The 22,666-nt window shown below is 62.8% G+C and carries 28 protein-coding genes and 1 tRNA gene; 2 read left to right on the forward strand and 27 right to left on the reverse strand.

Features of this window, described 5'->3' with window-relative positions; translation table 11 throughout:
* Positions 1-100: 100 nt before the first annotated feature.
* The 12 genes from ACZ1JY_RS05525 to ACZ1JY_RS05580 all read right to left on the reverse strand — a co-directional run bounded on the left by ACZ1JY_RS05525 (position 101) and on the right by ACZ1JY_RS05580 (position 7,771).
* The gene (locus ACZ1JY_RS05525; protein ID WP_465130634.1) at positions 101-799 is read right to left on the reverse strand and encodes a tetratricopeptide repeat protein; all 699 of its coding nucleotides are present in this window, start codon (positions 797-799) and stop codon (positions 101-103) included.
* Positions 796-1,197, reverse strand: a complete 402-nt coding sequence (locus ACZ1JY_RS05530; protein ID WP_465130879.1) for a cytochrome c-type biogenesis protein — start codon at positions 1,195-1,197, stop codon at positions 796-798. The genes ACZ1JY_RS05525 and ACZ1JY_RS05530 overlap by 4 nt, the downstream gene beginning before the upstream one ends.
* A 20-nt stretch (positions 1,198-1,217) precedes the next feature.
* A complete protein-coding gene (locus ACZ1JY_RS05535) occupies positions 1,218-1,766 on the reverse strand; it encodes a DsbE family thiol:disulfide interchange protein (protein ID WP_118073479.1) in 549 nt (182 codons plus the stop codon).
* On the reverse strand, positions 1,763-3,718 hold the full coding sequence (locus ACZ1JY_RS05540) for a heme lyase CcmF/NrfE family subunit (RefSeq protein ID WP_118073478.1): 1,956 nt from the start codon (positions 3,716-3,718) through the stop codon (positions 1,763-1,765). The genes ACZ1JY_RS05535 and ACZ1JY_RS05540 overlap by 4 nt, the downstream gene beginning before the upstream one ends.
* A complete protein-coding gene (gene ccmE, locus ACZ1JY_RS05545; protein ID WP_118073477.1) occupies positions 3,715-4,182 on the reverse strand; it encodes a cytochrome c maturation protein CcmE in 468 nt (155 codons plus the stop codon). Before ccmE ends, ACZ1JY_RS05540 begins: the two co-directional genes overlap by 4 nt.
* On the reverse strand, positions 4,179-4,319 hold the full coding sequence (locus tag ACZ1JY_RS05550; RefSeq protein WP_162895998.1) for a hypothetical protein: 141 nt from the start codon (positions 4,317-4,319) through the stop codon (positions 4,179-4,181). The genes ccmE and ACZ1JY_RS05550 overlap by 4 nt, the downstream gene beginning before the upstream one ends.
* 7 nt (positions 4,320-4,326) lie before the next feature.
* Complete coding sequence (gene ccmC, locus ACZ1JY_RS05555; protein WP_168903747.1) at positions 4,327-5,055, reverse strand: heme ABC transporter permease CcmC; 729 nt, start codon at positions 5,053-5,055, stop codon at positions 4,327-4,329.
* Positions 5,056-5,208: 153 nt separating this feature from the next.
* Positions 5,209-5,285, reverse strand: a tRNA-His gene (locus tag ACZ1JY_RS05560).
* A 90-nt stretch (positions 5,286-5,375) separates the two neighbouring features.
* A complete protein-coding gene (gene gspK, locus ACZ1JY_RS05565; protein WP_465130635.1) occupies positions 5,376-6,359 on the reverse strand; it encodes a type II secretion system minor pseudopilin GspK in 984 nt (327 codons plus the stop codon).
* Positions 6,356-6,952 (reverse strand): type II secretion system minor pseudopilin GspJ, encoded by a 597-nt coding sequence (gene gspJ, locus ACZ1JY_RS05570; RefSeq protein ID WP_465130636.1) that lies wholly within the window; start codon positions 6,950-6,952, stop codon positions 6,356-6,358. Before gspJ ends, gspK begins: the two co-directional genes overlap by 4 nt.
* Positions 6,949-7,323 (reverse strand): type II secretion system minor pseudopilin GspI, encoded by a 375-nt coding sequence (gene gspI / locus ACZ1JY_RS05575; protein WP_465130637.1) that lies wholly within the window; start codon positions 7,321-7,323, stop codon positions 6,949-6,951. Before gspI ends, gspJ begins: the two co-directional genes overlap by 4 nt.
* A complete protein-coding gene (locus ACZ1JY_RS05580; RefSeq protein ID WP_465130638.1) occupies positions 7,313-7,771 on the reverse strand; it encodes a GspH/FimT family pseudopilin in 459 nt (152 codons plus the stop codon). The genes gspI and ACZ1JY_RS05580 overlap by 11 nt, the downstream gene beginning before the upstream one ends.
* Positions 7,772-7,868: 97 nt before the next feature.
* On the opposite strand from ACZ1JY_RS05580, the gene ACZ1JY_RS05585 reads away from it, so the two are divergent.
* Complete coding sequence (locus ACZ1JY_RS05585; RefSeq protein ID WP_465130639.1) at positions 7,869-8,501, forward strand: prolyl hydroxylase family protein; 633 nt, start codon at positions 7,869-7,871, stop codon at positions 8,499-8,501.
* Positions 8,502-8,504: 3 nt separating this feature from the next.
* On the opposite strand, the gene ACZ1JY_RS05590 is transcribed toward ACZ1JY_RS05585, so the two are convergent.
* The 13 genes from ACZ1JY_RS05590 to rpsB all read right to left on the reverse strand — a co-directional run bounded on the left by ACZ1JY_RS05590 (position 8,505) and on the right by rpsB (position 20,365).
* Positions 8,505-8,945, reverse strand: a complete 441-nt coding sequence (locus ACZ1JY_RS05590; RefSeq protein WP_465130640.1) for a MarR family winged helix-turn-helix transcriptional regulator — start codon at positions 8,943-8,945, stop codon at positions 8,505-8,507.
* Between the two features lie 113 nt (positions 8,946-9,058).
* Entirely contained in the window at positions 9,059-9,283 is a 225-nt protein-coding gene (gene rpmE, locus ACZ1JY_RS05595; protein WP_039337458.1) for a 50S ribosomal protein L31, read from the reverse strand.
* Between the two features lie 100 nt (positions 9,284-9,383).
* A complete protein-coding gene (gene fabZ, locus ACZ1JY_RS05600) occupies positions 9,384-9,857 on the reverse strand; it encodes a 3-hydroxyacyl-ACP dehydratase FabZ (protein ID WP_118073471.1) in 474 nt (157 codons plus the stop codon).
* 24 nt (positions 9,858-9,881) lie between these two features.
* Complete coding sequence (locus ACZ1JY_RS05605; RefSeq protein WP_168903742.1) at positions 9,882-10,565, reverse strand: OmpH family outer membrane protein; 684 nt, start codon at positions 10,563-10,565, stop codon at positions 9,882-9,884.
* Positions 10,565-13,192: an outer membrane protein assembly factor BamA gene (gene bamA / locus ACZ1JY_RS05610; protein WP_465130641.1), complete on the reverse strand. Its 2,628-nt coding sequence runs from the start codon at positions 13,190-13,192 to the stop codon at positions 10,565-10,567. The genes ACZ1JY_RS05605 and bamA overlap by 1 nt, the downstream gene beginning before the upstream one ends.
* Positions 13,193-13,402: 210 nt before the next feature.
* Positions 13,403-14,524, reverse strand: a complete 1,122-nt coding sequence (gene rseP, locus ACZ1JY_RS05615; RefSeq protein ID WP_168903741.1) for an RIP metalloprotease RseP — start codon at positions 14,522-14,524, stop codon at positions 13,403-13,405.
* Positions 14,524-15,681: a 1-deoxy-D-xylulose-5-phosphate reductoisomerase gene (locus ACZ1JY_RS05620; RefSeq protein WP_465130642.1), complete on the reverse strand. Its 1,158-nt coding sequence runs from the start codon at positions 15,679-15,681 to the stop codon at positions 14,524-14,526. Before ACZ1JY_RS05620 ends, rseP begins: the two co-directional genes overlap by 1 nt.
* A gap of 6 nt (positions 15,682-15,687) precedes the next feature.
* Positions 15,688-16,434 carry a phosphatidate cytidylyltransferase gene (locus ACZ1JY_RS05625; RefSeq protein WP_465130643.1) on the reverse strand — a complete coding sequence of 249 codons (747 nt, stop codon included), beginning with the start codon at positions 16,432-16,434 and terminating at the stop codon, positions 15,688-15,690.
* Positions 16,424-17,068 (reverse strand): polyprenyl diphosphate synthase, encoded by a 645-nt coding sequence (gene uppS, locus ACZ1JY_RS05630; RefSeq protein WP_465130880.1) that lies wholly within the window; start codon positions 17,066-17,068, stop codon positions 16,424-16,426. Before uppS ends, ACZ1JY_RS05625 begins: the two co-directional genes overlap by 11 nt.
* A 62-nt stretch (positions 17,069-17,130) precedes the next feature.
* Complete coding sequence (gene frr, locus ACZ1JY_RS05635; RefSeq protein ID WP_118073464.1) at positions 17,131-17,688, reverse strand: ribosome recycling factor; 558 nt, start codon at positions 17,686-17,688, stop codon at positions 17,131-17,133.
* A 3-nt stretch (positions 17,689-17,691) separates the two neighbouring features.
* Positions 17,692-18,414, reverse strand: a complete 723-nt coding sequence (pyrH, locus tag ACZ1JY_RS05640; protein WP_168903737.1) for a UMP kinase — start codon at positions 18,412-18,414, stop codon at positions 17,692-17,694.
* Between the two features lie 142 nt (positions 18,415-18,556).
* Positions 18,557-19,483 (reverse strand): translation elongation factor Ts, encoded by a 927-nt coding sequence (gene tsf / locus ACZ1JY_RS05645; RefSeq protein ID WP_118073462.1) that lies wholly within the window; start codon positions 19,481-19,483, stop codon positions 18,557-18,559.
* 123 nt (positions 19,484-19,606) lie between these two features.
* Positions 19,607-20,365: a 30S ribosomal protein S2 gene (rpsB, locus tag ACZ1JY_RS05650; protein WP_039337510.1), complete on the reverse strand. Its 759-nt coding sequence runs from the start codon at positions 20,363-20,365 to the stop codon at positions 19,607-19,609.
* Positions 20,366-20,832: 467 nt separating this feature from the next.
* On the opposite strand from rpsB, the gene ACZ1JY_RS05655 reads away from it, so the two are divergent.
* Complete coding sequence (locus ACZ1JY_RS05655) at positions 20,833-21,111, forward strand: hypothetical protein (RefSeq protein WP_168903735.1); 279 nt, start codon at positions 20,833-20,835, stop codon at positions 21,109-21,111.
* Here ACZ1JY_RS05655 and ACZ1JY_RS05660 read toward each other — a convergent pair.
* Together ACZ1JY_RS05660 and ACZ1JY_RS05665 are read right to left on the reverse strand one after the other, a co-directional pair.
* On the reverse strand, positions 21,059-21,901 hold the full coding sequence (locus ACZ1JY_RS05660; RefSeq protein ID WP_168903734.1) for a CDP-alcohol phosphatidyltransferase family protein: 843 nt from the start codon (positions 21,899-21,901) through the stop codon (positions 21,059-21,061). The genes ACZ1JY_RS05655 and ACZ1JY_RS05660 overlap by 53 nt on opposite strands.
* Positions 21,898-22,647: a phosphatidylserine decarboxylase gene (locus ACZ1JY_RS05665; RefSeq protein WP_118074707.1), complete on the reverse strand. Its 750-nt coding sequence runs from the start codon at positions 22,645-22,647 to the stop codon at positions 21,898-21,900. Before ACZ1JY_RS05665 ends, ACZ1JY_RS05660 begins: the two co-directional genes overlap by 4 nt.
* Positions 22,648-22,666: the final 19 nt, after the last annotated feature.

Below are 22,666 nucleotides of genomic sequence, written 5' to 3' on the forward strand. Positions count from 1 at the left end.
TTAGCACTGCCCCAATGCACCCGCAATGGGCTGGAAAACGGCCGCGCGCGAGGATAACGAACGGCATATGCAGCCGTTCCGAACGCCATTTTTCTGCTTTTTATTCAGCAGCTTCGTTGGAGGCGCCAGCTTCTGGAGCGGGTACCGGAACCGGCGCCCCCGCGGTCACCGCGCCGGAGCTTGCCGCCAGCATCGAGTCGATCCGCTGGATTCGTTCTGACAGATCCGCGCGATAGGGAGCGTCTGCGGGAGAACGCCGGAGCAGCTCTGCCCACATTGCGCGAGCATCGGCTAGCCTGCCGGACTGGGCGAGTGCCAGACCCATGAAGAACGGGGGACCGGGATGATCCGGCGCAATCGCCGCCGCCTTCTGGAACGCGAATTGCGCCGCCGGCGTGATGATCCCATCACTGTGGCCGACCAAGGCGTTACCGAGCGAAACCCACAGGTCAGCATCCTGGGGGAACTGCTGCGTTCCCTTGCGCAGCACTTCCGCCGCGGCGCCGTATTGCCCCTGCCGGGCAAGTCCGTCGGCCAGGATCATCCAGCTCTGCCCTTGCGCGAACTGGTCGCCCATCTGCTGGCGTTGCTTGACCAGAGCCTCGTCCGCAGCGCGCTTGTTCTCGATCGGCGCCTTGGGCGCACCGGGCGTGCCAGGGTGCCCTTGCAGCGCATAACCCGCAATCCCGACGAGCAATGCCGCGCCTGACAGCTCCCAACCGGCACGCGGCATCTTCAAAACGAATGCCAGCAGCGCGAAAACTATCGCTGCAACCAGCACGATCAGGATCCAGGTCATTCGCTGCCCTCCGGCTTTGCGCCCTTGCGGAAACGGCCGCGCAGCAAGATCGCCGCAAGCAGCAGGATGACCAGCGGAGCCGCAAACAGCGGCCACATGATCGGCTTGTTCTGCGGCGCATAGCTGACGTAATCGCCATAGCGCTCAACGAGCCAGGCGCGAATGGCCTCGGGATCCTCGCCGGCCTTGATGCGGGTGCGGACTTGATGCCGCATGTCGCCAGCCATCGGCGCATCGGAATCCGAAATGGCCTGGCTCTGGCACTTGAGACAGCGCAGCGTCTCCATCAATCGCTGTGCCTTGGCCTCTTGCGCCGGATCTTCAAGCTGCTTGTAGGCATAAGGTGCGGGCGGCAGTTGATCCTGAGCGAAGAGCGGCTGAGCCGCCAGCAAAGCCATGATCGGGAAGAAAAGGCGCTTCACGATTGCGCCTCCTTCAGCTTTTCAAGAATGAGCGGCACATCCTCGGGACGGATCTCGCCAATGTGCTGATACCGGATCACCCCTTTGGCATCGATCACAAAAGTCTCTGGTACGCCGGACGAGCCAATGGCGAGCTGCACTTCCGAGAGATCGTCCTTGCCGATGCGGGCGAAGGGATTGCCGTTTCTCGCAAGAAAGTCCTCAAGGTCCTGCTTACGATCACGCAAGGCAACACCGTCGATCTCGATGCCCTGCTGACGCAGCGCTTCCAATTGCGGCGCTTCGACCGCGCAAGGAATACACCAGCTCGCAAAGACATTCAGCAGCCTTGGCTTGCCCTTCATCTCGGCCGTGTTCAGCCCGGGCCTGTCGTCGGTTGCTGCCGCGAGATTGAACTGCGGCAGTGGCTTGCCGATGAAGGTGCTTGCCACTTCGCGGTCAGCCGGGCGGACTAGGCCCCAGATCACCAGGGCGAAGAATGCGCCGAACAGGATCAGCGGGAGCCAGATGGCCAATCCGGAGCGCTTGGGCGCGGGCTCGGTCACTTGAGTTGCTCCTGCTGCGACTTGCGCCAGGCGATCTTGCCTTCGGCCCGCAAGCGCCGGATATCGTGGGCGACGCGGCCAATCAACGCGAGCAGGCCACCAAATGCCACGAGAAGGCCCCCCAGCCAAAGCAGCGGCACGAAGGGCTTCCACCAGAAGCGCATTTGCCAGCGGCCGTCTTCACCCTCGTTGCCCAGAACCGCATAGAGCTGGCCGTTCCAGCGCGTATGTAGCGCGGATTCGGTGCGCTCGCCCGGCGGCGAGGTAAAAGTGCGCGCCTGCGGGTGCAGCGTTACAGGATTGCCGCCCTTGTAGGACGCGCTCACGGTGGCCTCCAGCGCGGTCCAGTTCGGCCCGGCCACCGGCTCGACGCTTTCCAGCTTGAGCGAGATCGGCCCCACAGCCTGCGTATCGCCGACGTTCATGGCGGCGAGGCGCTCGGTGGAAAATGCGCTTTCGGCCGCCGCGCCGAGCAGGGCCACGGCAATGCCGAAGTGCCCGAAGACCATGCCATAGACCGCAAGAGGGGTGCGGCGCAGATTGCGGCCACGCAGCGGTAACCAGCTCGCTACGGCGAGCCCTATGCCCACGGCGATGCCCAGCATCGGCAGCACGCGAATGCCCGGCGCCATCACTGCTACAGCCAGCAGCACCACTGCCGCCAGCAATGCAGGCACGGCAACGGCAGCGGTGATCCGCCCCGGCTTGTCCTTGCGCCAGCGCAGCAACGGTCCGACCGCCATGACCATCATCATCGGGATCGCAAAGATCGCCGAAACCGGGTTGAAGTACGGCGGCCCGACCGAAACCTTGGCTCCGAACGCCTCGGTCAGCAGCGGGTACAGCGTGCCCAGAAGCACGATGCCGAGAATGCCGCAGAGCATCACATTGTTGAACACCAGGCTGGATTCGCGGCTGAAGACACTGAAGCGTTCCCCCTCAGTCACGGTCGAGGCGCGAATGCCGAACAGCGCCAGCGCGCCGCCAATGTAGATTGCCAGCAAGGCGAGGATGAACGAGCCGCGCTCCGGATCAACGGCGAAGGCATGAACAGAGGTGAGAATGCCAGAGCGGACGAGGAACGTACCCACCATCGACATCGAGAAGGCAATCACCCCGAGCATGACCGTCCACGCGCGCAAAGCGTTGCGGCTTGCCAGCACCGAAGCCGAATGCAGCAGCGCCGTTGCCGCCAGCCACGGCATAAGCGAAGCGTTTTCGACCGGATCCCAGAACCACCAGCCGCCCCAGCCGAGCGTGTAGTACGCCCAGTAGGAGCCGGCGGTGATGCCCACCGTCAGGAAGATCCACGCGCCCAGCACCCAAGGCCGCATTGCCCGGGCGAAAGCGGGACCGACGTCGCGCGTGATCAGCGCACCAATTGCGAAGCTGAAGGCGACCGACAGACCGACATAACCGACGTAAAGCGTCGGCGGATGAAACGCGAGGCCGATGTCCTGCAGCAGCGGGTTGAGCCCTGCCCCTTCCGGTGCTGGTTCGGGCAAGCGCTCGAAAGGGTTCGAGGACAAGAGCAAGAAGGCGTAGAAGCCAAGGCTGACGAAGGCTTGCCCGGCGAGCGTGGCCAGAAGCGTTTCCTCGCGAAGGCGCTGCTCGACCAAGGCTACGATGCCGCCCGAAACCGCCATGATCGTCACCCACAGCAGCATCGAGCCTTCGTGGTTGCCCCAGGTACCGGCCAGCTTGAAGATGAACGGCTTCATCGAGTGGCTGTTCTCGGCAACGAGCTTCACCGAAAGATCAGTCTCGAGAAACAGGTCGATCAGGCAGAGGAAAGACACCGCAACCAGTGCTCCCTGCATCACGGCAAGCGGCCGAACCACGCCGGCCAGCACCTTGCCGCCCGGCCGGAGCGCCGAGAAACCGGCGAACAGTTGCAGCACGGCAAGCGCTGCCGCCATCCACAATACGGCAAGACCGAGTTCTGCGATCATTTGGTTTCGGCCACCACTTCCTTGGCCTGTGCGGCGGTCATGTCGCCCATCTGGCGTGGAACATACTTCTCGTCATGCTTGGCGAGAAGATTGTCGGCTACGAAGGTCTGACCCTCCATGCGCCCCTCGGCGACGACGCCCGATCCCTCGACGAAGAGGTCCGGGGTGATGCCGGTATAGCGGACCGGCACGCGGGCCTTGCCGTCGCCGACGATGAAATCGATCGTCACGCCGTCGGCCTGTGTCTTGAGCGAGCCCTTCTCGACCATGCCGCCGAGGCGGATGGCGCGGCCCTGCTCCGGCTTGTCCTTCACAAGATCGCTTGGCACATAGAAGTAGCTGGCCTGGTTGGACAGGGCATAGGCGGCAAGCAGCCCTGCCCCGATCAGCGCAGCAAGTGCGATGACCAGGAGGACGAGCCGCTGGTGCTTGGGCTTGATGCCGCCGGTTGAATTGGTGCTCACTTGCCTCTCACCTTGTCACGACGGCGTTCCGCCCGGACCATCGCCACCAGCGTCCAGCCGACCAGCACCAGCGTGCCGATCACGCCGATCGCCAGGGCTGCTGCCACGTAATCCCACTGCTGAAGACCTTCGCGCATCGTAAGCTTACGCCATCGCTTTCCGGCGCAGACGCGCCTCGGCCTGAATTTCGGCCAGAAGAGTGCGCATCCGCGCAAGAACCACGCCGCCGAACACCAAGCTGAAACCCAGCGCGGCAATGAGCAGCGGCCAGAGGAATGTTCCGTCGATGGCCGACTTGCCCGCGGTAATCGAAGGGGGTTGATGCAGGCTGTTCCACCACACCACCGAGCGGTTGATGATCGGGATGTTGATGGCGCCGACCAGACCGAAAATTGCCGTGATACGGCTGCCGCCGCCGCCGCCGGCCATGTCCCGCTGCGCAGCGCCGGACAGAGCGATGTAGCCGAAGTACAGGAACAGCAGGACGAGGAAACTGGTCAGACGTCCATCCCAGACCCACCACGTGCCCCAGGTCGGCCTCGCCCAGATCGAGCCGGTCGCGAGGCAAATCGCCGTGAACGTCGCACCGGGAACAGCCGCCGCACGTCCGGCGATGGCCGCCAGCGGATGCCGCCAGACCAGTTCGACAAGGCTTGCAATCGCAATGGTCGACCACCCGGCCATGCCTAGCCACGCTGCGGGGACATGGATGAACAGGATCCGCACGGTGTCGCCCATCAGGCGATCGGGTGGCACGACAATCACGCCGTAGAGCACCGCGCCCATCGACAGGAGCAGGCCGGACACCAGAAGCAACGGCATCATCCAGCGGGCAAGGCGCAGGAAACGGGCGGGATTGGCAAATCCGTGCATGGGCGCGGGGAATCTGATCCTTCTCCCGGCGACCCCCGCCGCCGGTCCGTCATCGCTCTGCCACTTGCCGCGCCACGGGGCAAGCGCAATGGCGCCGAGCCGTACCAAAAGGCGATACGACAGGGCGAAAATGCCTTTGATGTCAGGAGAGAATGGGGCGACCGATGGGGTTCGAACCCACGACCTCCGGTACCACAAACCGGCGCTCTAACCAACTGAGCTACGGTCGCCACATTGCTGCGCAGGTTTGCTCTGCGCGGGGTGGCCCCTTTGCAGAAAGGCGCGACAAAGGGAAGCGGAAATTTGAAGGCGGCAAAGATTCAGCGGCTGAACCTGTCACCCCAAGTGCGAAAGGCGATGCGTGGCGGGTTCACGCCGACATCGATCAAGGCCTGCTCTTCCACGCTGGCCGAATCGACCTTCACAGTCTGCGTAAGCAGGAACCATCGGCTACGCACCTGCAACTGGTTGAGCGGAACGCCAACGCCCTCCCCTCCTGCGCCACGCAAGGCCTCGTCGGCATTTTTCCAGCCGAGCGCAGGCCGTGACGCCAACAAGGCGCGGGCGCGCTGCGCCGGAATGGCCTGCGGCGCGATCATCGTCAGCAGAAGGGACTGATCCGGCCGCAAGGTGTTGACGTTGATCGGTGACAAGTCCGCCCCGGGCAAGGCGCAAAGCCATGGTCGCAAGCGCTCATAGAACTGCGGCGTCATCCCCCGCACCGCGCGAATCTCGCTGACATCGCTGATCAACCGGCCCGCGGTTCGGTATGGGACGGCCTGGCCCTGATAGCTGTCGTCCTCGGCCCCATTTGGCGCCGGTGCATTGTCAGTGTCGATCCAATCGGCAATCGAATCGCTGATGATGGCGGCTTCTGCTTCGGGAATGGCCAGCCCCTTCATCAATGCTCGCATCTGGTTCAGCCCAACCAGCCTGAGGCGCAGGGCGCCTTGGGCATCAGCTTCGGCGAGGGAGTTGAGATTGAAACAGTTCCCCGCATCGTCAACGCGCGCCATCACGGTGCCACGCGGCAAGGGCAGCGGAAAGTCCCGACCGAGCAGACCGCTGCGATCTACCGTCCGGTCCTGCGAGGTTTCGACCAAAGACTTGATCCGCGCCATCGCCAGCGTTTCGGCGCTTGTCGCATAGAGCCGCGCCTGCGTCATCGCCTGGCCATTGGCGGCAAGGCGCGTGGCGAGATTGAGACGGTCGAGCATCAACGCGGCAATGACCGCCATCACCGCAACCAGCAGCAGGACGGAGAGCAAGGCCGCACCCCGCTCGCGAGGGTCATCCGGCCTCACTGATAGTTCACCCCGACAAGCGAAACCACGCGCAATGGCGGCACGCCGTTCTGCGGGATCAGCAGTTCGATCGCCACGGGCAGTTCGGTCGACAGTTGCGGGTCCCAGCGATCACGCCAATTGCCGTCCTTCGCCCGGAAGCGCACCGTGGGTGGCGCATTGAGGGCGAGAACACCCGCTCCGGCTTCCGCCGCCGAACCATCAGGAAAAGGATAGCCGGCCCGAACCAGTGCCTTTGCGGTGATCCGATACTCCACCTTCTGCAGGCCGGGGCGCGGTGCGCCATCGACATTGTCCCAGCCGCTCCGGGTAAAACGGATCATCACGCCATCGGTGTTGGCTTCGAAGGCCGGGTGGCTCGTGCCGGAAATGTCACGCGAAGGACGCGGCACCGCCTGCGCCAGATCGGCCGTCCACACCGAAAGGAAACGCCGCTGGCTGGCAATGCTTTCTGTCTTGTCCCGGCTCGCAAGCTCGGCATCCACCGAGAACCGCAGCAGTCCCAGTGCACCGACCGCAATTACCGCGAACAGGGCCAGTGCAATCAGCATCTCGACCAGGGTGAAGCCGTTGGGCGAAGGTTGCTGCCTCACGCGCCGGGCAGCCTGGTGAAATCGAGAGTGAAGGACTGGCTCTGCGCGCCCGGAGTTGTCTCGCGGACCGACAGGACAATGCCCAAGACGCCATAATTTGGGCGCATCTCGACGGTGCGGGTCCATTGGAAGCGGCGCCCCGCATTCTCGATGGTGCCCGAAGCCGATCCGACCGGCGGCGGCGCTGGATCGGTCAGAATCTCGGCCGCCATGTTCTGCGCCACGATTTCCCGAAGCAGCCGCTGATCCAGATCTGCCGTGCGCGAAATGCTCGCGCCCTCCATCTGCAGCAAGGCAAGCGCCGCGATGGCGAACACCGCAAGCGCCACGAGCAGTTCGAGCAAGGTAAAGCCGTTACGCTCAGCCGCCATCGACGATCACGCTCCCATCGCGACGCAGGTGGATTGAAAGCGCCGCTTCAGCACGCTGCAGACGGATCAGGGCTTCGCTGCTGGCAAGCCCCAGGGAATCGAAGACGATGCGTTGCCGTTGGCCGTCCACCACGGTTTCGGGATTCCAACCGGTGAGCTCAAAGCCCCGGCCCGGCAATGGCTGCCAACGCCCCTCGCGGCGCCCTTCGAAGTAGTAACCCTTCTCACTCACTACCAGTGATACAGGTCGCGCGCCGACGATGGCCTCATCCCGCGCCGCGAGCGTTCGCGCTGCAAAGCGCTCGGCCTCGTCACGCAGCTTGCGCCCATCGCCGGGGATCGTCAGCACTGCCGCCGTCGCCAGGAGCCCCATGACCAGCAGCACAACCATCATCTCGACCAGCGAGAAACCGTTGCGGGCAGTAAAAGAGCGACTCTGACGGGGCACGAAATCTCGCATGCGGCAGGAACGTGACGGTTTTACGACCAAGTGACCAGAGGCTTCAAGTTGCAGTCTGCCGCCTCGTTGGAGTAGGTAACAGGCGATGTCGCTCGCCAACGAAGCTTCCGCCGACCGCCTTCTGACCTTGCCGGGCATGATGCGCGTGCCAACGCCCAGACTCGAGATGTTCATGCTGCGCGGGTTTCTGACCGATCAGGAATGCGCTTCGCTGGTCGCTCGCATCGATCGTGACCGTCGGCCTTCGACTATCGCGGATGCAAACGGTGATCATTACTTCCGGACAAGCGAGACCTGCGATCTGCCGATGCAGGAACCGGAGATCGTTGCCCTTGACGAGAAGATCTCAGCAATCGCCGGAATTGATCGACAGTTCGGCGAGCCCATTCAGGGTCAGCGCTATGAACCCGGGCAGGAATTCAAATCGCACACGGATTACTTTGATCCGCATGGAGCGGATTTTCAGCGCTACTGCAACATAGCCGGGCAGCGCACCTGGACCTTCATGGTCTATCTCAATGACGTCGAGGCGGGCGGTGCAACGCGGTTCAAGGTGATCGACAAGATCATTCAGCCCGAAAAGGGCAAGCTGGTGTGCTGGAACAACCGTCGTCCCGACGGTTCGGTAAACCCGGCCACGCTCCATCATGCCATGAAGGTGCGCAAGGGCCTAAAGTACGTGATCACCAAATGGTATCGCGAACGTCCCTGGACCTGACGGTCAGCCTTCCTCGTCGCTGCTCCGCGCGCTTCGGATGGCTGGAAGGCACCGAAACAGAACGTTCGTGTCCGCCTCCCCGAGCAAGGCCGTAAATCGGGTTTCGTGCCTCTCGATCCGCGCCACGGCGTCGTCCGCCATCTTGCGACCGGCTTCCGTCAAAGTCAGCGCATGGCTGCGACCATCCAGGCGCCGACGCTCGACCAGGCCTCGCTCCATCAGCCGCGAGATGATCGGAACCATGTTGGCGCGCTTGATCGCCAGCACCTGCCCGACCTCGGTCTGCGAACAGTCAGGATTTTCGGCAATGACCAACAGCGTCGTCACTTCGGCCGGACGCAAGTCAAGATCGGAAAGTTCGCGCCCCAGGTCTGCCATCATCACGGCGGACGCCCGGCGGAGCTGATAGCCGAGGCGGCTCTCAAGGGAATTGGTCAGCGTCATGGCCTGATCTTTAGGACGGCTATCGCTGATAGCAATATGCCATGGCAAACCACTCACGCAAAAGAAAAGGGCGACCGAAGCCGCCCTTTCCGTGAATGCCCTGTCGCCAGCGTTCAGCGCTTGAGCGAAAGACCACCAAAGCGCTTGTTGAACTGGGCAACACGGCCGCCCTGGTCCAGCTGGCGCGTACCACCGGTCCATGCCGGGTGCGAGGTCGGGTCGATTTCGAGAGCGAGCGTGTCGCCTTCCTTGCCCCAAGTGGAGCGGGTCTCGAAAACGGTGCCGTCGGTCATCTGCACCTTGATCATGTGGTAGTCGGGGTGAATGCCAGTCTTCATGGGTCTTGCTCCGGTGCGCAGCCGGTTCCGACCGGCCGCTAGAATCTGTAAGGGCGCGCGCCTAGCGGAATGCGGCGCTGTTGTCCAGCGTGGCCAGTGATCAGCTGTCCGCAATCATCGCAGTGAAGTTGACCTCGCAGGTCACCTTGTCGCCGATCATCGCCTTGCCAGCGAACTTGCATACGCGCGAACGCTTCTGGGTGAACTCGACATGCAGGTCGAGCAGGACACCGGGCTCCACGGGATTGCGGAACTTGGCCTCCTCGATCGCCATGAAGTAGACCAGCTTGCCGGACCCCGCGAGACCGAGCGATTCCACGGCGAGGACGCCAGCCGCCTGGGCCAGCGCCTCGATCTGGAGGACGCCTGGCATGATCGGGCGGCCGGGGAAATGCCCTTGGAAGAACTGCTCGTTCATCGACACGGCTTTCACCGCGTGGATACGCTCGTTCAGGGTGAGAGAAGCGACACGATCGACCAGCAAAAGCGGATAGCGGTGCGGAAGCGCCGCCATCACCTTGCGAACGTCATAGTCGGTGATCACGCCCTGCGGCGCGTTCTGTTCCTCGGACATTACCCGGCCCCCAAACCGAAGACCTCAGCGGCCTTCGGGTGCCTTCTTCGCAGGCTGCGCTGCGGTCGCCGGCTGCTGTGCGGCCTGGGCCTGAGCCTGCTGCTCACGCTGCGCGCGCGGCATCCAGCCAGCCGGCGGCACCAGCTGTGCCGAAGGAATGGCCTTGTTGAGCTCGGTCAGGATATCCTGGTTGAGATTGTAGACCTGGCCCGCCTTGATGACCGACTGGGAATCGATCACCAGCGTGATCTTCTTCTTGTCCATCGCGGCCTGGGTGGCGGCATCAAGCTTGTCGCCGATCTGCTCGAGCACGTACTGCTGCGAGAGGTTGAGAGGCTCGAGAATCTTCTGGATCTCGGCCTGGCCAGCCTGTTCGATCTGCTGGATCTGTTCGTACTGGGCCTGCAGCGCAGCACGGTTCGGGTTTGCAGCCTTCGAGTCCGCCTGAAGCTTGTCGATCAGCGGCTTGAGCTGCGCTTCGATCTGGGCTTTGCGCGCATTGGCCTGGTCGATCTGCGGCTTGTAGGTGGTCGGACGCTGCTGCTGCGCGGTCTGGTACGCAGCCGATGCGGCGACAACTGCCGAAGGATTGGCGATTGCGATGCCAGGGGTGACCGTGCCGGAAGTGGCCTGCGCCACAGCAGCAGTCGGCGAAACGGAAAGAACGGCGAGGCCCGCGAGAAGCGCGGAAGCGTAACGGATTTTCATCAGAACTGGGTTCCCACGTTGAAAGTGAAGGTCTTGGGATCATCGCCGTTGGCCTTCTTGAGGACCTTGGCAAAATCGAGGCGGAACGGGCCAAACGGCGAATTCCAGTTCACGCCGATGCCGACCGAGACGCGCGGCGAGATCGTGTCGCCGACGTACTCTTCGACATAGCGCGTGATCCGTGCGGGATCCGCGTTGGGTGGAATAACGGTGGTGATCTTGCCGGCATCGTCGGTGTAATAAGTCACCGCATTGGGATTCTGCGTCAGCGGCTTGGTGATGCCCCATACCGCACCGGCGTCGACATAGACCGAAGGACGGAGGCCCAGTTCGCGGGCGCCTGACCCCAGCGGGATTTCAAGCTCGGCACGAGTCAGATAGTAGTACTTCCCGCCCAGCGCGTCATCGACCCACTGGTTGCGGTCAGTCGAAGCGGTATCGGGGACGCCGTCGTTGTTGGTGTCGATCGTGAGGAACTTGCGCAGAACGCGCGGGCCCACGCCGCGAATGTCGAAACCGCGGATCTGAGGCTCGCCAAGGAAGAAGCGGTCTGTCAGGCGGACATCGTCAACTGTCGGATCGCTCGACCGGCTCGACAGCGCCTTGATCGCACCGCCTTCCGCACGGACCGAGAAGATGAAGCCACCGCCCACCGGCCAGAACTTCGCGGCGTTGGCGGTGATGCGCGCATAGCGGACGGAACCGCCCAGCCCGGCAACGTCGGCGCCGACTACGAATTGGGTACCGCGGCTCGGACGCAGGCGGTTGTCCAGCGTGTCATAGACCAGCGAGGCGCCGAGGATGGAACTGGTGCGCTTGCCGATGGCATCGCACAAGTAGCGCCCTGCCAGCAGAATGCTGCACTGGCCGTTAACGTAGAACGTGTTCTGGTCGAGCGTAACGTCATCAAGATTGAACGTGTAGCGCCCGATCAGGGACATGTATTCCGACAGCGGCACGCCGACACGAGCCGAGAAGCCGGTCGTCGCCTGCTTGTAGGTCGTGTTGCGGTTCGAGTTGAACTGGTTGAAACTGTTCAGGTCACGGCGGTAGACGTCGACGCCCATCGAGATGTTCTTGTCGAACAGATAGGGCTCGGTAAAGCTCACCTGCACCGACCGGGTGAAGCGCGAATAATCCACCGACAGGCCGATGGTCTGGCCACGACCGCGGAAGTTGTTCTGGCGGATCGATCCCTGGAAAATGAAGCTCTCAAGGCTCGAGAAACCGGCCGAAAGCTGCAGTTCGCCAGTCGGCCGCTCTTCCACGTTAGCTTCAAGCACGATGCGGTCGGGCGCGCTGCCCGGTTTCTGTTCGATCTCGAACTTTTCCTGGAAGTAGCCCAGCGACTTGATGCGGTTGGTCGAACGCTTGACCTGGAAGGTATTGAACGCGTCGCCCTCAGCCAGACGGAACTCGCGGCGCACGACCTTGTCCTGCGTCAGCGTGTTGCCATTGACGTCGACCCGCTCGACATAGACGCGAGGTGCCTCAGCGATGCGGAAGGTGACCGACATCGTCAGGTCGTCCTTGTTGCGCGAAAAGTCCGGGCGGACGTCGGCGAAGGCATAGCCAAAGGCGCCTGCGGTTTCCGTCAGCGCGTCGACCTGATCCTCGACCATCTTGGCGTTGTACCAGTCACCGGCCTTGATCGGCAGGCGCTTGGACATCGCATCGCTGTCAAAATCGCGCAGCTGGCTGTCGACCTTCACGTCGCCGAACTTGTAGCGGTCGCCTTCCTCCACCACGTAAGTGATGATGAAGTCCTTCTTGTCCGGCGTCAGCTCGGCCACGGCTGAGACCACGCGGAAATCGGCATAGCCTTCGGTCAGATAGAACTGCCGCAACTTCTGCTGGTCAAACGCAAGACGATCGGGATCATAGCTGGTGCCGCTCGAGAACAGGCGGAAGAAGCGCGCCTGCTTCGTCACCATCTCGCCGCGCAGCTTGCCGTCGCCAAACTTCTCGTTGCCGATGATGTTGATCTGGCGGACCTTGGACTTCGGCCCCTCACTGATCTCGAACACGATATCGACGCGATTCTGGTCAAGCATGACCATCTTCGGCTCGACCGTCGCCGCGAAGCGGCCCTGCCGCTTGTAGAGTTCGATGATGCGCGCAACGTCGGCGCGGACCTTGGAACGCGTGAAGATCTGGCGGGCCGCGAGCTTGATCTCGGGCAGGATCTTGTCTTCCTTGAGGCGCTTGTTGCCTTCAAGGATGATGCGGTTGATGACCGGGTTTTCCTTGACCTGAACCATCACGTCGCCGCTGTTGTTGCGGATCGAGACGTCGGCGAACAGTTCGGTCGCGTAGAGGTCCTTCAGCGCCTGGTCACCCAGCGCCTGGGTGTAGGTCTGGCCGGGGCGCAGGCGGATGTAGGACAGGATCGTATCGGGTTCGAGACGCTGCGAACCCTGCACCGTCACGGTGCGGATGACGTCTCCGGCAGGTACTGCAGCCTGCACCACCGAGGCCGGGGCTGCAGGCTGAGATACGGGAGCCACGGCCTGCGCCGAGGCAATCCCTGGAACAGCCACCAAAGCGCTGGTGGCCAGAAGGCCTGCGCACAGCGGGGAAGTCCTGGCGTTCCGATTTTCTGCCCGGCCCGCGTTACGTCCAATCATCACCAAGCGCCATCCCGTAATAAAGTGGCAGCAGGACGCCCGCGAGGAAGTCCGGCCGCGGCAAGCAATGTAGCCCTCTGCCCGATGCCACAAGGCCAATCAAGCAAACATTGCCCCGCATTTCTGTGGAAAGACATTATGTGGAAGTCCGCCCGTCACCCCTGACCAGACGGTTTTGCGCCCGCCGCACCGGACGCCATCAAACTCGCCTCACCCTCCAAACAGCTTGAGCGACGCCACGTCGTTGATCGTGACGAACAGCATCAAGGCCATGACGAACGCAAGGCCAGTGCGGAACGCCCACTCCTGCCCGCGCTGCCCCACCGGCTTCTTCCGCACGGCTTCCGCCGCGTAGAAGGCGAGATGGCCGCCGTCGAGGACCGGAATTGGCAGGAGGTTAATGAACCCCAAGTTAATCGAAATGAGCGCCACGAAGCTGACGTACGCCTGCCAGCCCGAAACCAGCTGCTCACCAGAAAACTTGGCGATCTTGATTGGCCCGCCAAGCTCCTTGACCTCACGCTTGCCGGTAATGATCTGGCCTATGCCATTGACCATCATCGAGATTATGCTGCCGGTCTGCCTCACGCCGTCGGCGACCGCTTCAAGCGGACCGACCCGAATAATTTCGTAGCTTTTTGGACCGACGCCAAGGAAACCAATCTTCTGGGTGTTGCCGAAGCGATCGCTCTCCACTTTAACCGCCGCGCTTACGGCGATGCTGACCTGCTGACCATTGCGAACAACCACGACATCCATCGGTTCACCGGGATTTTGTCCGACCTCAAGCCTGACATCGAGGAAGGAATCAACCGCATGTCCGCGTATGGACACGATCCGGTCGTCTACTCGCATGCCAGCTTTATCTGCGGCAGAACCGGCCTGAACTTCACCCACAACGGGAGGTACGACAGCCTTTCCGTAAGCCATGGTAAATCCGGCAAGGATCAGTACGGCAAACAGCAGGTTGGTGATCGGGCCGGCCAGCACGATCAACGAACGTTGCCACAAGGGCTTTGCCTGAAACGTGCGATTGCGCTCCTCGGCGGGAAGAGCGAGCCACTCCTGGCTGGGCTGGCTGGCCGGGTTCATGTCCCCGGCAAACTGAACGTATCCGCCAAGCGGCAAGGCAGAGAGCTTCCAGCGCGTACCGCGCTTGTCAGTCCAGCCGGCGAGTTCCTTGCCGAAGCCGATCGAGAAGACGTCGGCCTTGACCCCGAACCAGCGGCCAACGAGATAATGGCCGAGCTCATGGATGAAGACCAATGGCCCCAGCACCAGCACGAAACCGAGCAAAGTGACAAGGATTCCAGGGCTTTCGATCTGGGGCATCAGCGTACGGGTTCCATCAGTTCGCGCGCCCTCGCCCGCGCCTCGGCATCAATCGCAATGACATCGTCAAGACAAGCGGGCGCCGGCATAGCGTTGCGCGACAGCACATCCTCAACCGATTGCACGATCCGGGTGAATGCAATCTGACCATCCAAGAACGCTGCCACGGCGATCTCGTTGGCTGCGTTCATCGTGGCAGGGGCTGCCCCACCTTCGATCACAGCGTTGCGGGCCAAGCGCGTAGCCGGAAAGCGGACCTCGTCCGGCGCGCGGAAAGTCAGCTGTCCGATGGCAGCCAGATCGAGCGGAGCGCAAGGCGTGTCCATCCGCTCGGGCCAGGCCAGCGCCGAAGCAATCGGCACGCGCATGTCCGACGGGCCGAGTTGGGCGAGAGTCGAGCCGTCGCGATATTCGACCATCGAATGCACGATCGACTGCGGGTGGACGATGATGCGCAGGCGTTCCACTCCTACGGGGAACAGATGGAACGCTTCGATGAACTCGAGCCCCTTGTTCATCATCGTGGCGGAATCGACGCTGATCTTGGCGCCCATCGACCAGTTGGGATGCTTGACCGCTTCGGCCGGGGTCGCGCCGTGCAACTGCTCCAGCGTCCAATCGCGGAAAGGCCCGCCACTCGCCGTCAACGTGATTGCATGAACGTGCGAGAGGTTGTTGCCAGCCAGACACTGGAAGATGGCATTGTGCTCGGAATCAACCGGAAGCAGCGTTGCCCCATGTCGCGCCACGGCCGCAGTCATGACGTCACCCGCGGAAACCAACGCTTCCTTGTTGGCCAGGGCGATGACGCCACCACGCTCGATTGCCGCCATGGTCGGGGCAAGCCCGGCGCAACCGACAATCGCAGCTACGGTAATGTCGGCGCCTCTCGAGGCCGCTTCAATCAAGGCCGCAGATCCCGCCGCTGCCTGAACATTGGTTCCGCCAAGAGCTTCGCGAAGAGCGGACAGTGCTGTCTCGTCGGCCACCACCGCAACCTCGGCACCAAACTCGCGGGCCAGCTTGGCCAAGCCCTCGGCATCGCCATTGGCGGTCAGAGCGATAACACGCCAGTCATCGCGATTTCGCCTGATCAGGTCGAGCGTGGAGGCACCGATCGAACCGGTTGCGCCCAGAACGGAAATGGAGCGCGCCATCTGCCTCTAAAGTCCTGCCTGCGTTGCGGCCCAAGCCGTGCCGACGATGATGGCAACCGGGAGCAAGCCGTCAACCCTGTCGAACAAACCGCCATGTCCCGGAATCAGCCCCGAGGAGTCTTTCACACCCGCGCGGCGCTTGAGCCAAGATTCGTAGAAGTCGCCCATCTGCGCGAAGATGGCGAGAACCGCACCTGCAATTGCTGCCATGCCAAGATTGGCAACTTCCAGCGCTGCTGCAACGCTCGCTCCGGTCGGCCCGATTGCTGAGACGAGATAGCTTGCCGAAAACACCATCAGCGACGCCCAGATGCCTGCCGCGGCCATGCCGCCAAGCAGCCCAGACCAAGTCTTGGAGGGACTGATTTTGGGTGCGATCTTTGGCCCGCCGAGCGAACGGCCGGTGAAGTACGCGCCAGTATCGGTGCATATCACAAGCCCCAGCACGGCCAGCATCAGCGGTTCAGGCATTACGGCAAGAGCTAGCCCGCCCCACCCGACATAGACCGCGCCGAAGATCACCATCGATGAGAGGCGCGATGCGCTGTCAGCGATCTTGCCGACCAGTCGCACATACTCGACGAACACGCCGAGAGCCACAACGGCGACGAACAGGTCCAGCAAAAGGCCGCCCGCCCAGAAGGCGGCGCCCGCGATCGCCAGCATGACAACGGCCGAAGCGAGACGCACGCCGAGGTCGGATTTCCTGGGAGCCTCTGCCGCGCTCGGGGTTACTTGGGGTTCAGCGTCCACCAAAGCGCCTCTCGCGCGATCCGAACTGCTCTAGCGCCTCGCGCAGGTGGTCGCCCGAAAAGTCCGGCCACAGAACGTCGGTAAACCACATCTCGGCATAAGCCGCCTGCCACAGCAGGAAGTTTGACAGGCGAATCTCGCCCGAGGTGCGAATCAGCAGGTCGAGCGGCGGCAGGCAGGCAGTATCGAGTTCGGCCTCGATGGCCTCGGGCGTGATCGCACCCTTGGCCGCAGCCTTGGCCGCCGCCCGCGCGATCTCCTGCTGCGAACCGTAGTTGAGCGCGATGGCCAGCGTCGTGCCGGTATTGCCCGAAGTGCGCGCCATGGCATCTTCGATCAGTTCCACGATATCGGGCGCAAGCACCTGATAGTCGCCGATGATCTTCAGCCGGGTGTTGTTGCTGACGAGTTCTGCAAGATCGTTGCGGATGAAGGCCCGCAACAATCCCATCAGGTCGGCAATCTCGTCCGCTGGCCGCTTCCAGTTCTCGGAAGAGAACGCATAGAGCGTCAGCGCCTCAAGGCCCATGTCGCGCGCGGCGCGGGCAATTTCGCGCACCGTGTCGACACCGCGCTTGTGACCAAAGGCACGCGGCATCATCCGCTTCTTCGCCCAGCGGCCATTGCCGTCCATGATGATCGCGACGTGCCGCGCGCCATGGGACGCGCCGCCGCCCGTCGAGGCGGGGACCGCCGTCACTTGCCGAGGATTTCCTTTTCCTTGGCCACGGCCGCTTCATCGGCCTGCTTGATGATATCGTCTGTCAGCTTCTGCAGGTCAGTCTCGGCGCGCTTGCGCTCGTCTTCCGAGATTTCCTTCTTGTTCTCGTCGGCCTTGAGCGCATCCATGCCATCGCGACGAACGTTGCGGATCGCGATGCGGGCGTTCTCGGCATACTTGCTGGCAAGCTTGGCCAGTTCCTTGCGGCGCTCCTCGGTCAGGTCCGGAATCGGCAGACGCAGGGTCTGGCCATCGCTGATCGGATTGAGGCCAAGACCGGCCGAACGGATCGCCTTTTCCACCGGGGTGACGTTCGACTTGTCCCACACCTGCACCGCAAGCATGCGCGGCTCGGGCGCGGAAACGCTGGCGACCTGCGACAGCGGCATGTGGCTGCCATAGACTTCGACCGTGATCGGATCGAGCAACGCGGTGTTGGCGCGCCCGGTGCGCAGGCCGGAAAGATCGCCCTTGAGCGATTCCACGGCACCCTTCATGCGGCGTTCGAGATCGGCCTTGTCGTACTTTGCCATGGCTCAGGCTCCTTGTCTGACGATCGTCTGCGTCCCCTCGCCCGCAAGCACGCGGGCGAGATTGCCGCGCTCACGAATCGAGAAGACGACGATCGGAATGTTGTTGTCACGGCACAGCGCCACGGCGCTCGCATCCATGACCTTCAGGTTGTCTGCCAGCACCGTGTCGTAATCCACGGTTTCATAACGCTTTGCCGTCGCATCCTTCTTCGGGTCGGCGTCATAGACGCCGTCCACGCTGGTGCCTTTCAGGAGAGCGTCGCACTTCATCTCGGCGGCGCGCAGCGCAGCACCGGAATCGGTGGTGAAATAGGGCGCGCCAACGCCCGCCGCAAAGATCACGATGCGGCCCTTTTCGAGGTGGCGTTCGGCACGACGTCGGATCACCGGCTCGCACACCTTGTCCATCTCGATCGCCGACTGCACGCGGGTCGGCACGCCAAGCTGCTCAAGCGCCGACTGCATTGCCAGCGCGTTCATCACCGTGGCGAGCATGCCCATGTAGTCAGCCTGGGCGCGATCCATGCCCTTGGCAGCGCCCGCCATGCCGCGGAAGATGTTGCCACCGCCGATCACCAGGCAGATCTCGAGGCCGCTGTCGCGCGCGTCCTTAACTTCCTGCGCAACGCGGGCGACATAGTCCGTGTCGATCCCGAACTGCTGTTCCCCCATCAGCACTTCGCCCGAGAGCTTCAGGAGGATGCGCTTGTAGCTGGGGACGCTCATGGATCGGATGCACTCGTAACCAAAGGGAAGTGGTCGCCCTTATAGCCCTGTGAAGGGGCCTGCCAAGGGCGCAGGCATAACAATCCCCGCACCGACGGACCAGATAACCGGTCCGTCCATGCGGGGATCGTTTGATACAGACTTACTTGATGCCGGCGGCAGCAGCCACTTCGGCAGCGAAGTCGGTCTCTTCCTTCTCAATGCCTTCGCCGAGCTGGAAGCGGACATAGTCCTTGAGCACGATCTTCGTGCCGGCTTCCTTGCCAGCGGCATCGACGACCTGCTGGATGGTCGACTTGTTGTCCATCACGAAGATCTGCGAAAGCAGCGCGTTTTCCTTGGCGTACTTGGCGACAGCGCCGTCGACCATCTTCGCCTGGACTTCGGCAGGCTTGCCGCTCTCGGCTGCCTTTTCAGCCGCGATCTTGCGCTCGCGGGCGATCAGTTCGGCGTCGAGCTGGTCGGCGGTCAGCGCCTGCGGGAAGGCAGCAGCGATGTGCATCGCGATCTGCTTGCCGAGTGCTTCGAGCTTGTCAGCCGCAGCTTCGGATTCGAGCGCAACGAGCACACCGATCTTGCCGAGGTTGGTGGCGGCCGCGTTGTGCATGTAAGGCACGACAACGCCGTTCGACACTTCAACGTGCTTGATGCGGCGCAGCTGCTGGTTTTCGCCGATGGTGGCGACGTTGTTGGTCAGCTTGTCGGCAACCGAACCACCGTCCGGATAGGCAGCAGCCTTAAGCGTCTCGACGTCAGAAGCGCCTGTGGTCAGCGCAACTTCGGTGGCCTTGCGCACGAAGTCCTGGAACTGATCGTTCTTGGCGACGAAGTCGGTTTCCGAGTTCACTTCGACAGCAACGCCCTTGGTGCCCGAAACGGCGACGCCAACGAGGCCTTCAGCCGCGGTACGGCTCGACTTCTTGGCAGCGGCAGCCAGACCCTTGGCGCGCAGCGCGTCCACGGCGGCTTCGAAGTCGCCGCCGGCTTCGTCGAGAGCCTTCTTGCAGTCCATCATGCCGGCGCCGGTGCGCTCGCGCAGGTTCTTCACGTCAGCGGCGGTGTAAGCCATTGCGTTGATCCTTTATCTTGAAAACACAGGAAGGCCGCAGCACTGCCGCGGCCCGTAAATCGCATCCGGGTCAGTTCGGTGACGGCCCGCCATTGCAAGCGGGCCGTCACTCGAAAAACCGGATCAGGCTTCAGCCGTAGCTTCTTCAGCCAGCGGCTCGGCCATGGCGCCGAGGTCGGCACCCGAAGCGATCGCAGCGTCACGGCCACCCTTGGTGGCGGCTGCGGCAACGGCTTCGCAGTACAGGCGGATGGCGCGGCTTGCGTCGTCGTTCGCCGGAACCGGGAACGCGATGCCGTCGGGCGAGACGTTCGAGTCGAGGATCGCGACGACCGGGATACCGAGGACGTTGGCTTCCTTGATCGCCAGCTCTTCCTTGTTGGCGTCGATCACGAACATAACGTCCGGAATGCCGCCCATGTCGCGGATGCCGCCCAGCGACAGCTCGAGCTTGTCGCGCTCACGGGTCAGCTGCAGGACTTCCTTCTTGGTCAGGCCGGCAGTGTCGCCCGCCAGCTGCTCTTCCAGCGCCTTGAAGCGCTTGATCGAACCCGAGATGGTCTTCCAGTTGGTGAGCATGCCGCCCAGCCAGCGGTGGTTGACGTAGTGCTGACCGGCAGCGCGCGCGGCCTGAGCGATCGGCTCCTGCGCCTGGCGCTTGGTGCCGACGAACAGGACCTTGCCGCCAGCCTGGACGGTCGCCGAGATGAACTCGAGCGCGCGGGCGAACAGCGGAACGGTCTGCGACAGGTCGAGGATGTGGATGCCGTTGCGGGCGCCGAAGATGTACGGCTTCATCCGCGGGTTCCAGCGGTGGGTCTGGTGGCCGAAGTGGGCCCCGGCTTCGATAAGCTGATGCATCGTGACGACTGGTGCCGCCATGGGTAATTCCTTTCCGGTTGTGCCTCCGGGACGCTGGAACCGCTGCGGAGCCCCCGCTGGCGGCACCGGTGAAAGTGCATCCCGTGTGGATTGTTCGCCTTGTTCTGCCAGCACCATGCCAGACAGCTTCAAGCGAACGCGCCGCCGTTAGAGGATGGCGGGGGAAAAATCCAGCATTGAATCGCTGACGCGTCCTCACGCACCGCACGATGCTTGATCGAGATTAATCCGCCCAGGAGGCAAAAAATACGCCCGTCAAATCAGGAAGTTGGTGGGACTCACAGCGAACTCGGGTGCAGCACGCCTGTTGCGGCTTGACGGAACAGAACAAAACAGGAACATTAGCTCCATATCCGAATCAGTCATCGGACAGTCAGGAACGATAGCTCAATCCACAGGTTATCCACAGGCGAATCGTAAAGAGATTCTTAACCAGGTGGATCTGGCAGAACGCAGGGAATGGTCCAATGCTCGCTCTTGTTTGCACAGTCGTCTTCGCAGCCGCAGCCACCTTCGCCGTGGGCGTGATCTTCATGACGATGCAGGGGCGCAAAGAGCAGATCGTTGCCCTTCTGGCTGAATATCGCTCGCTTGAGCGTGACCGCGAATTCCTTGTGCGCATCACCAGTCACGAAGCCGAATCGCCGCGTGCCTTTGCCGCCCCGCAGCTGCGCCGCACCGCGCGCCGCGCATTCAAGCAGGCGGAAGCGGCTCGCTCCGCACGCTCGCTGCGCGCTGCCGCCTGACCCGGGCATAGCGCACTACACCAACCGGGATCAGCAGCAGGTAAACAATGCAGATCCCGGATAGCGTCAACCAGGGTTCGCTCAGCAACGCCGCAATCACCAACCCGAACAAGGCGATCAGTTCGAGCCGCACGCTGCGCCGCGGCCGAAGCGACGACCAGCTCAGCGTAGCCAGATTGGAAATCATCAGGAACGCGACCAGCACGAGCCATGGCCCGACCAGCAACGGCTCGCGGAACACTGGATTGTCAGTGGCGATCCACAGGTAGAGCGGCAGGAACGCCAAGCCTGCCCCTACCGGTGCCGGCACACCCGTCAGGAATCCAGCTGACTTGTGCGGCTGTTCCTCGATGTCGATGCGAGCATTGAATCGGGCCAGCCGAAGTGCGCAAGCGATCGCCACGGCAAGAGCTGCAAACCAGCCCACTCGCGGCGCCTCCTGCAAGGACCACAGGAAAAGAATCAACGCGGGCGCGACGCCAAACGAGACGTTGTCCGCCAGACTGTCGAGCTCTGCGCCAAAGCGCGATTGTGCGTTAAGCAGGCGGGCGATCCGGCCATCGATACCATCGAGCAGACCTGCGATAATGACAGCAGCAACAGCCTTGCGCCAATCGTCGGCAACCTGCAGCGGATCGGTGCCGGACGCTGCAGTAACCGCGAACCGTATGCCGGTAAGGCCCGAGCAAAGCGCCGCAGTGGTAATCGCATTCGGGGCCATGGCCCGCAGCGTGAGGCCGCCGGGCAGGCGCCCGCGACGGAGGCGAGCCGCCCTGCCCTCGTCGATCATTGGCCGATGCCTTCGATCATCGGAGCTTCGCCGATCTCGGCAAGGATCGTCTCCCCCGCCACGCACTTCTGGCCCATGAGCACTTTCGGCTCGGTCCCGGCCGGCAGATAGACATCAACGCGGCTGCCGAAGCGGATCAACCCCACGCGCTGTCCCACCGCCACGATGTCGCCGCCCTTCACGAACGGCACGATGCGGCGTGCTATCAGACCGGCGATCTGCGTAAAACCAATCTGCACCCCATCGCCGCGTTCAACGAGGAAGTGCTGGCGCTCGTTCTCTTCACTCGCCTTGTCGAGGTCTGCATTCACGAATTTGCCGGGGATATAGACCACCCGTCGGATCGTCCCGGCGATCGGAGAGCGATTGATGTGCACGTCGAACACCGACATGAAGATCGAAACGCGGGTGACCGGTTCCGGGTCCATGCCACGAACGCCCGAGCCATCGTCGGCGCAGAGTTCGCGCGGCGGCGGCACCTTCTGAATCAGGGTGATCAGGCCATCAGCGGGAGACACAACGAACTTGTCGTCCCTTGGCGTCACGCGCACGGGATCGCGGAAGAAAGCCAGCACGCCCAAGGTCAGGAAAGCGAGCGGCCAGGCAATCGTTTCCCAGGCCATGAACGCTGCACCAGCGCTCAAGGCTGCGGCAATCAGGCCAAACTTGCGACCTTCGGGATGGATGGATGGCCATGACCAACCGGCGGAACCGCGACCACGGTTATCGAGAATTTCTCCGGACATGCGTCCCATCTAGGCGTTG

Source organism: Novosphingobium sp. BL-A-41-Hi4B-X5A (assembly GCF_055521705.1).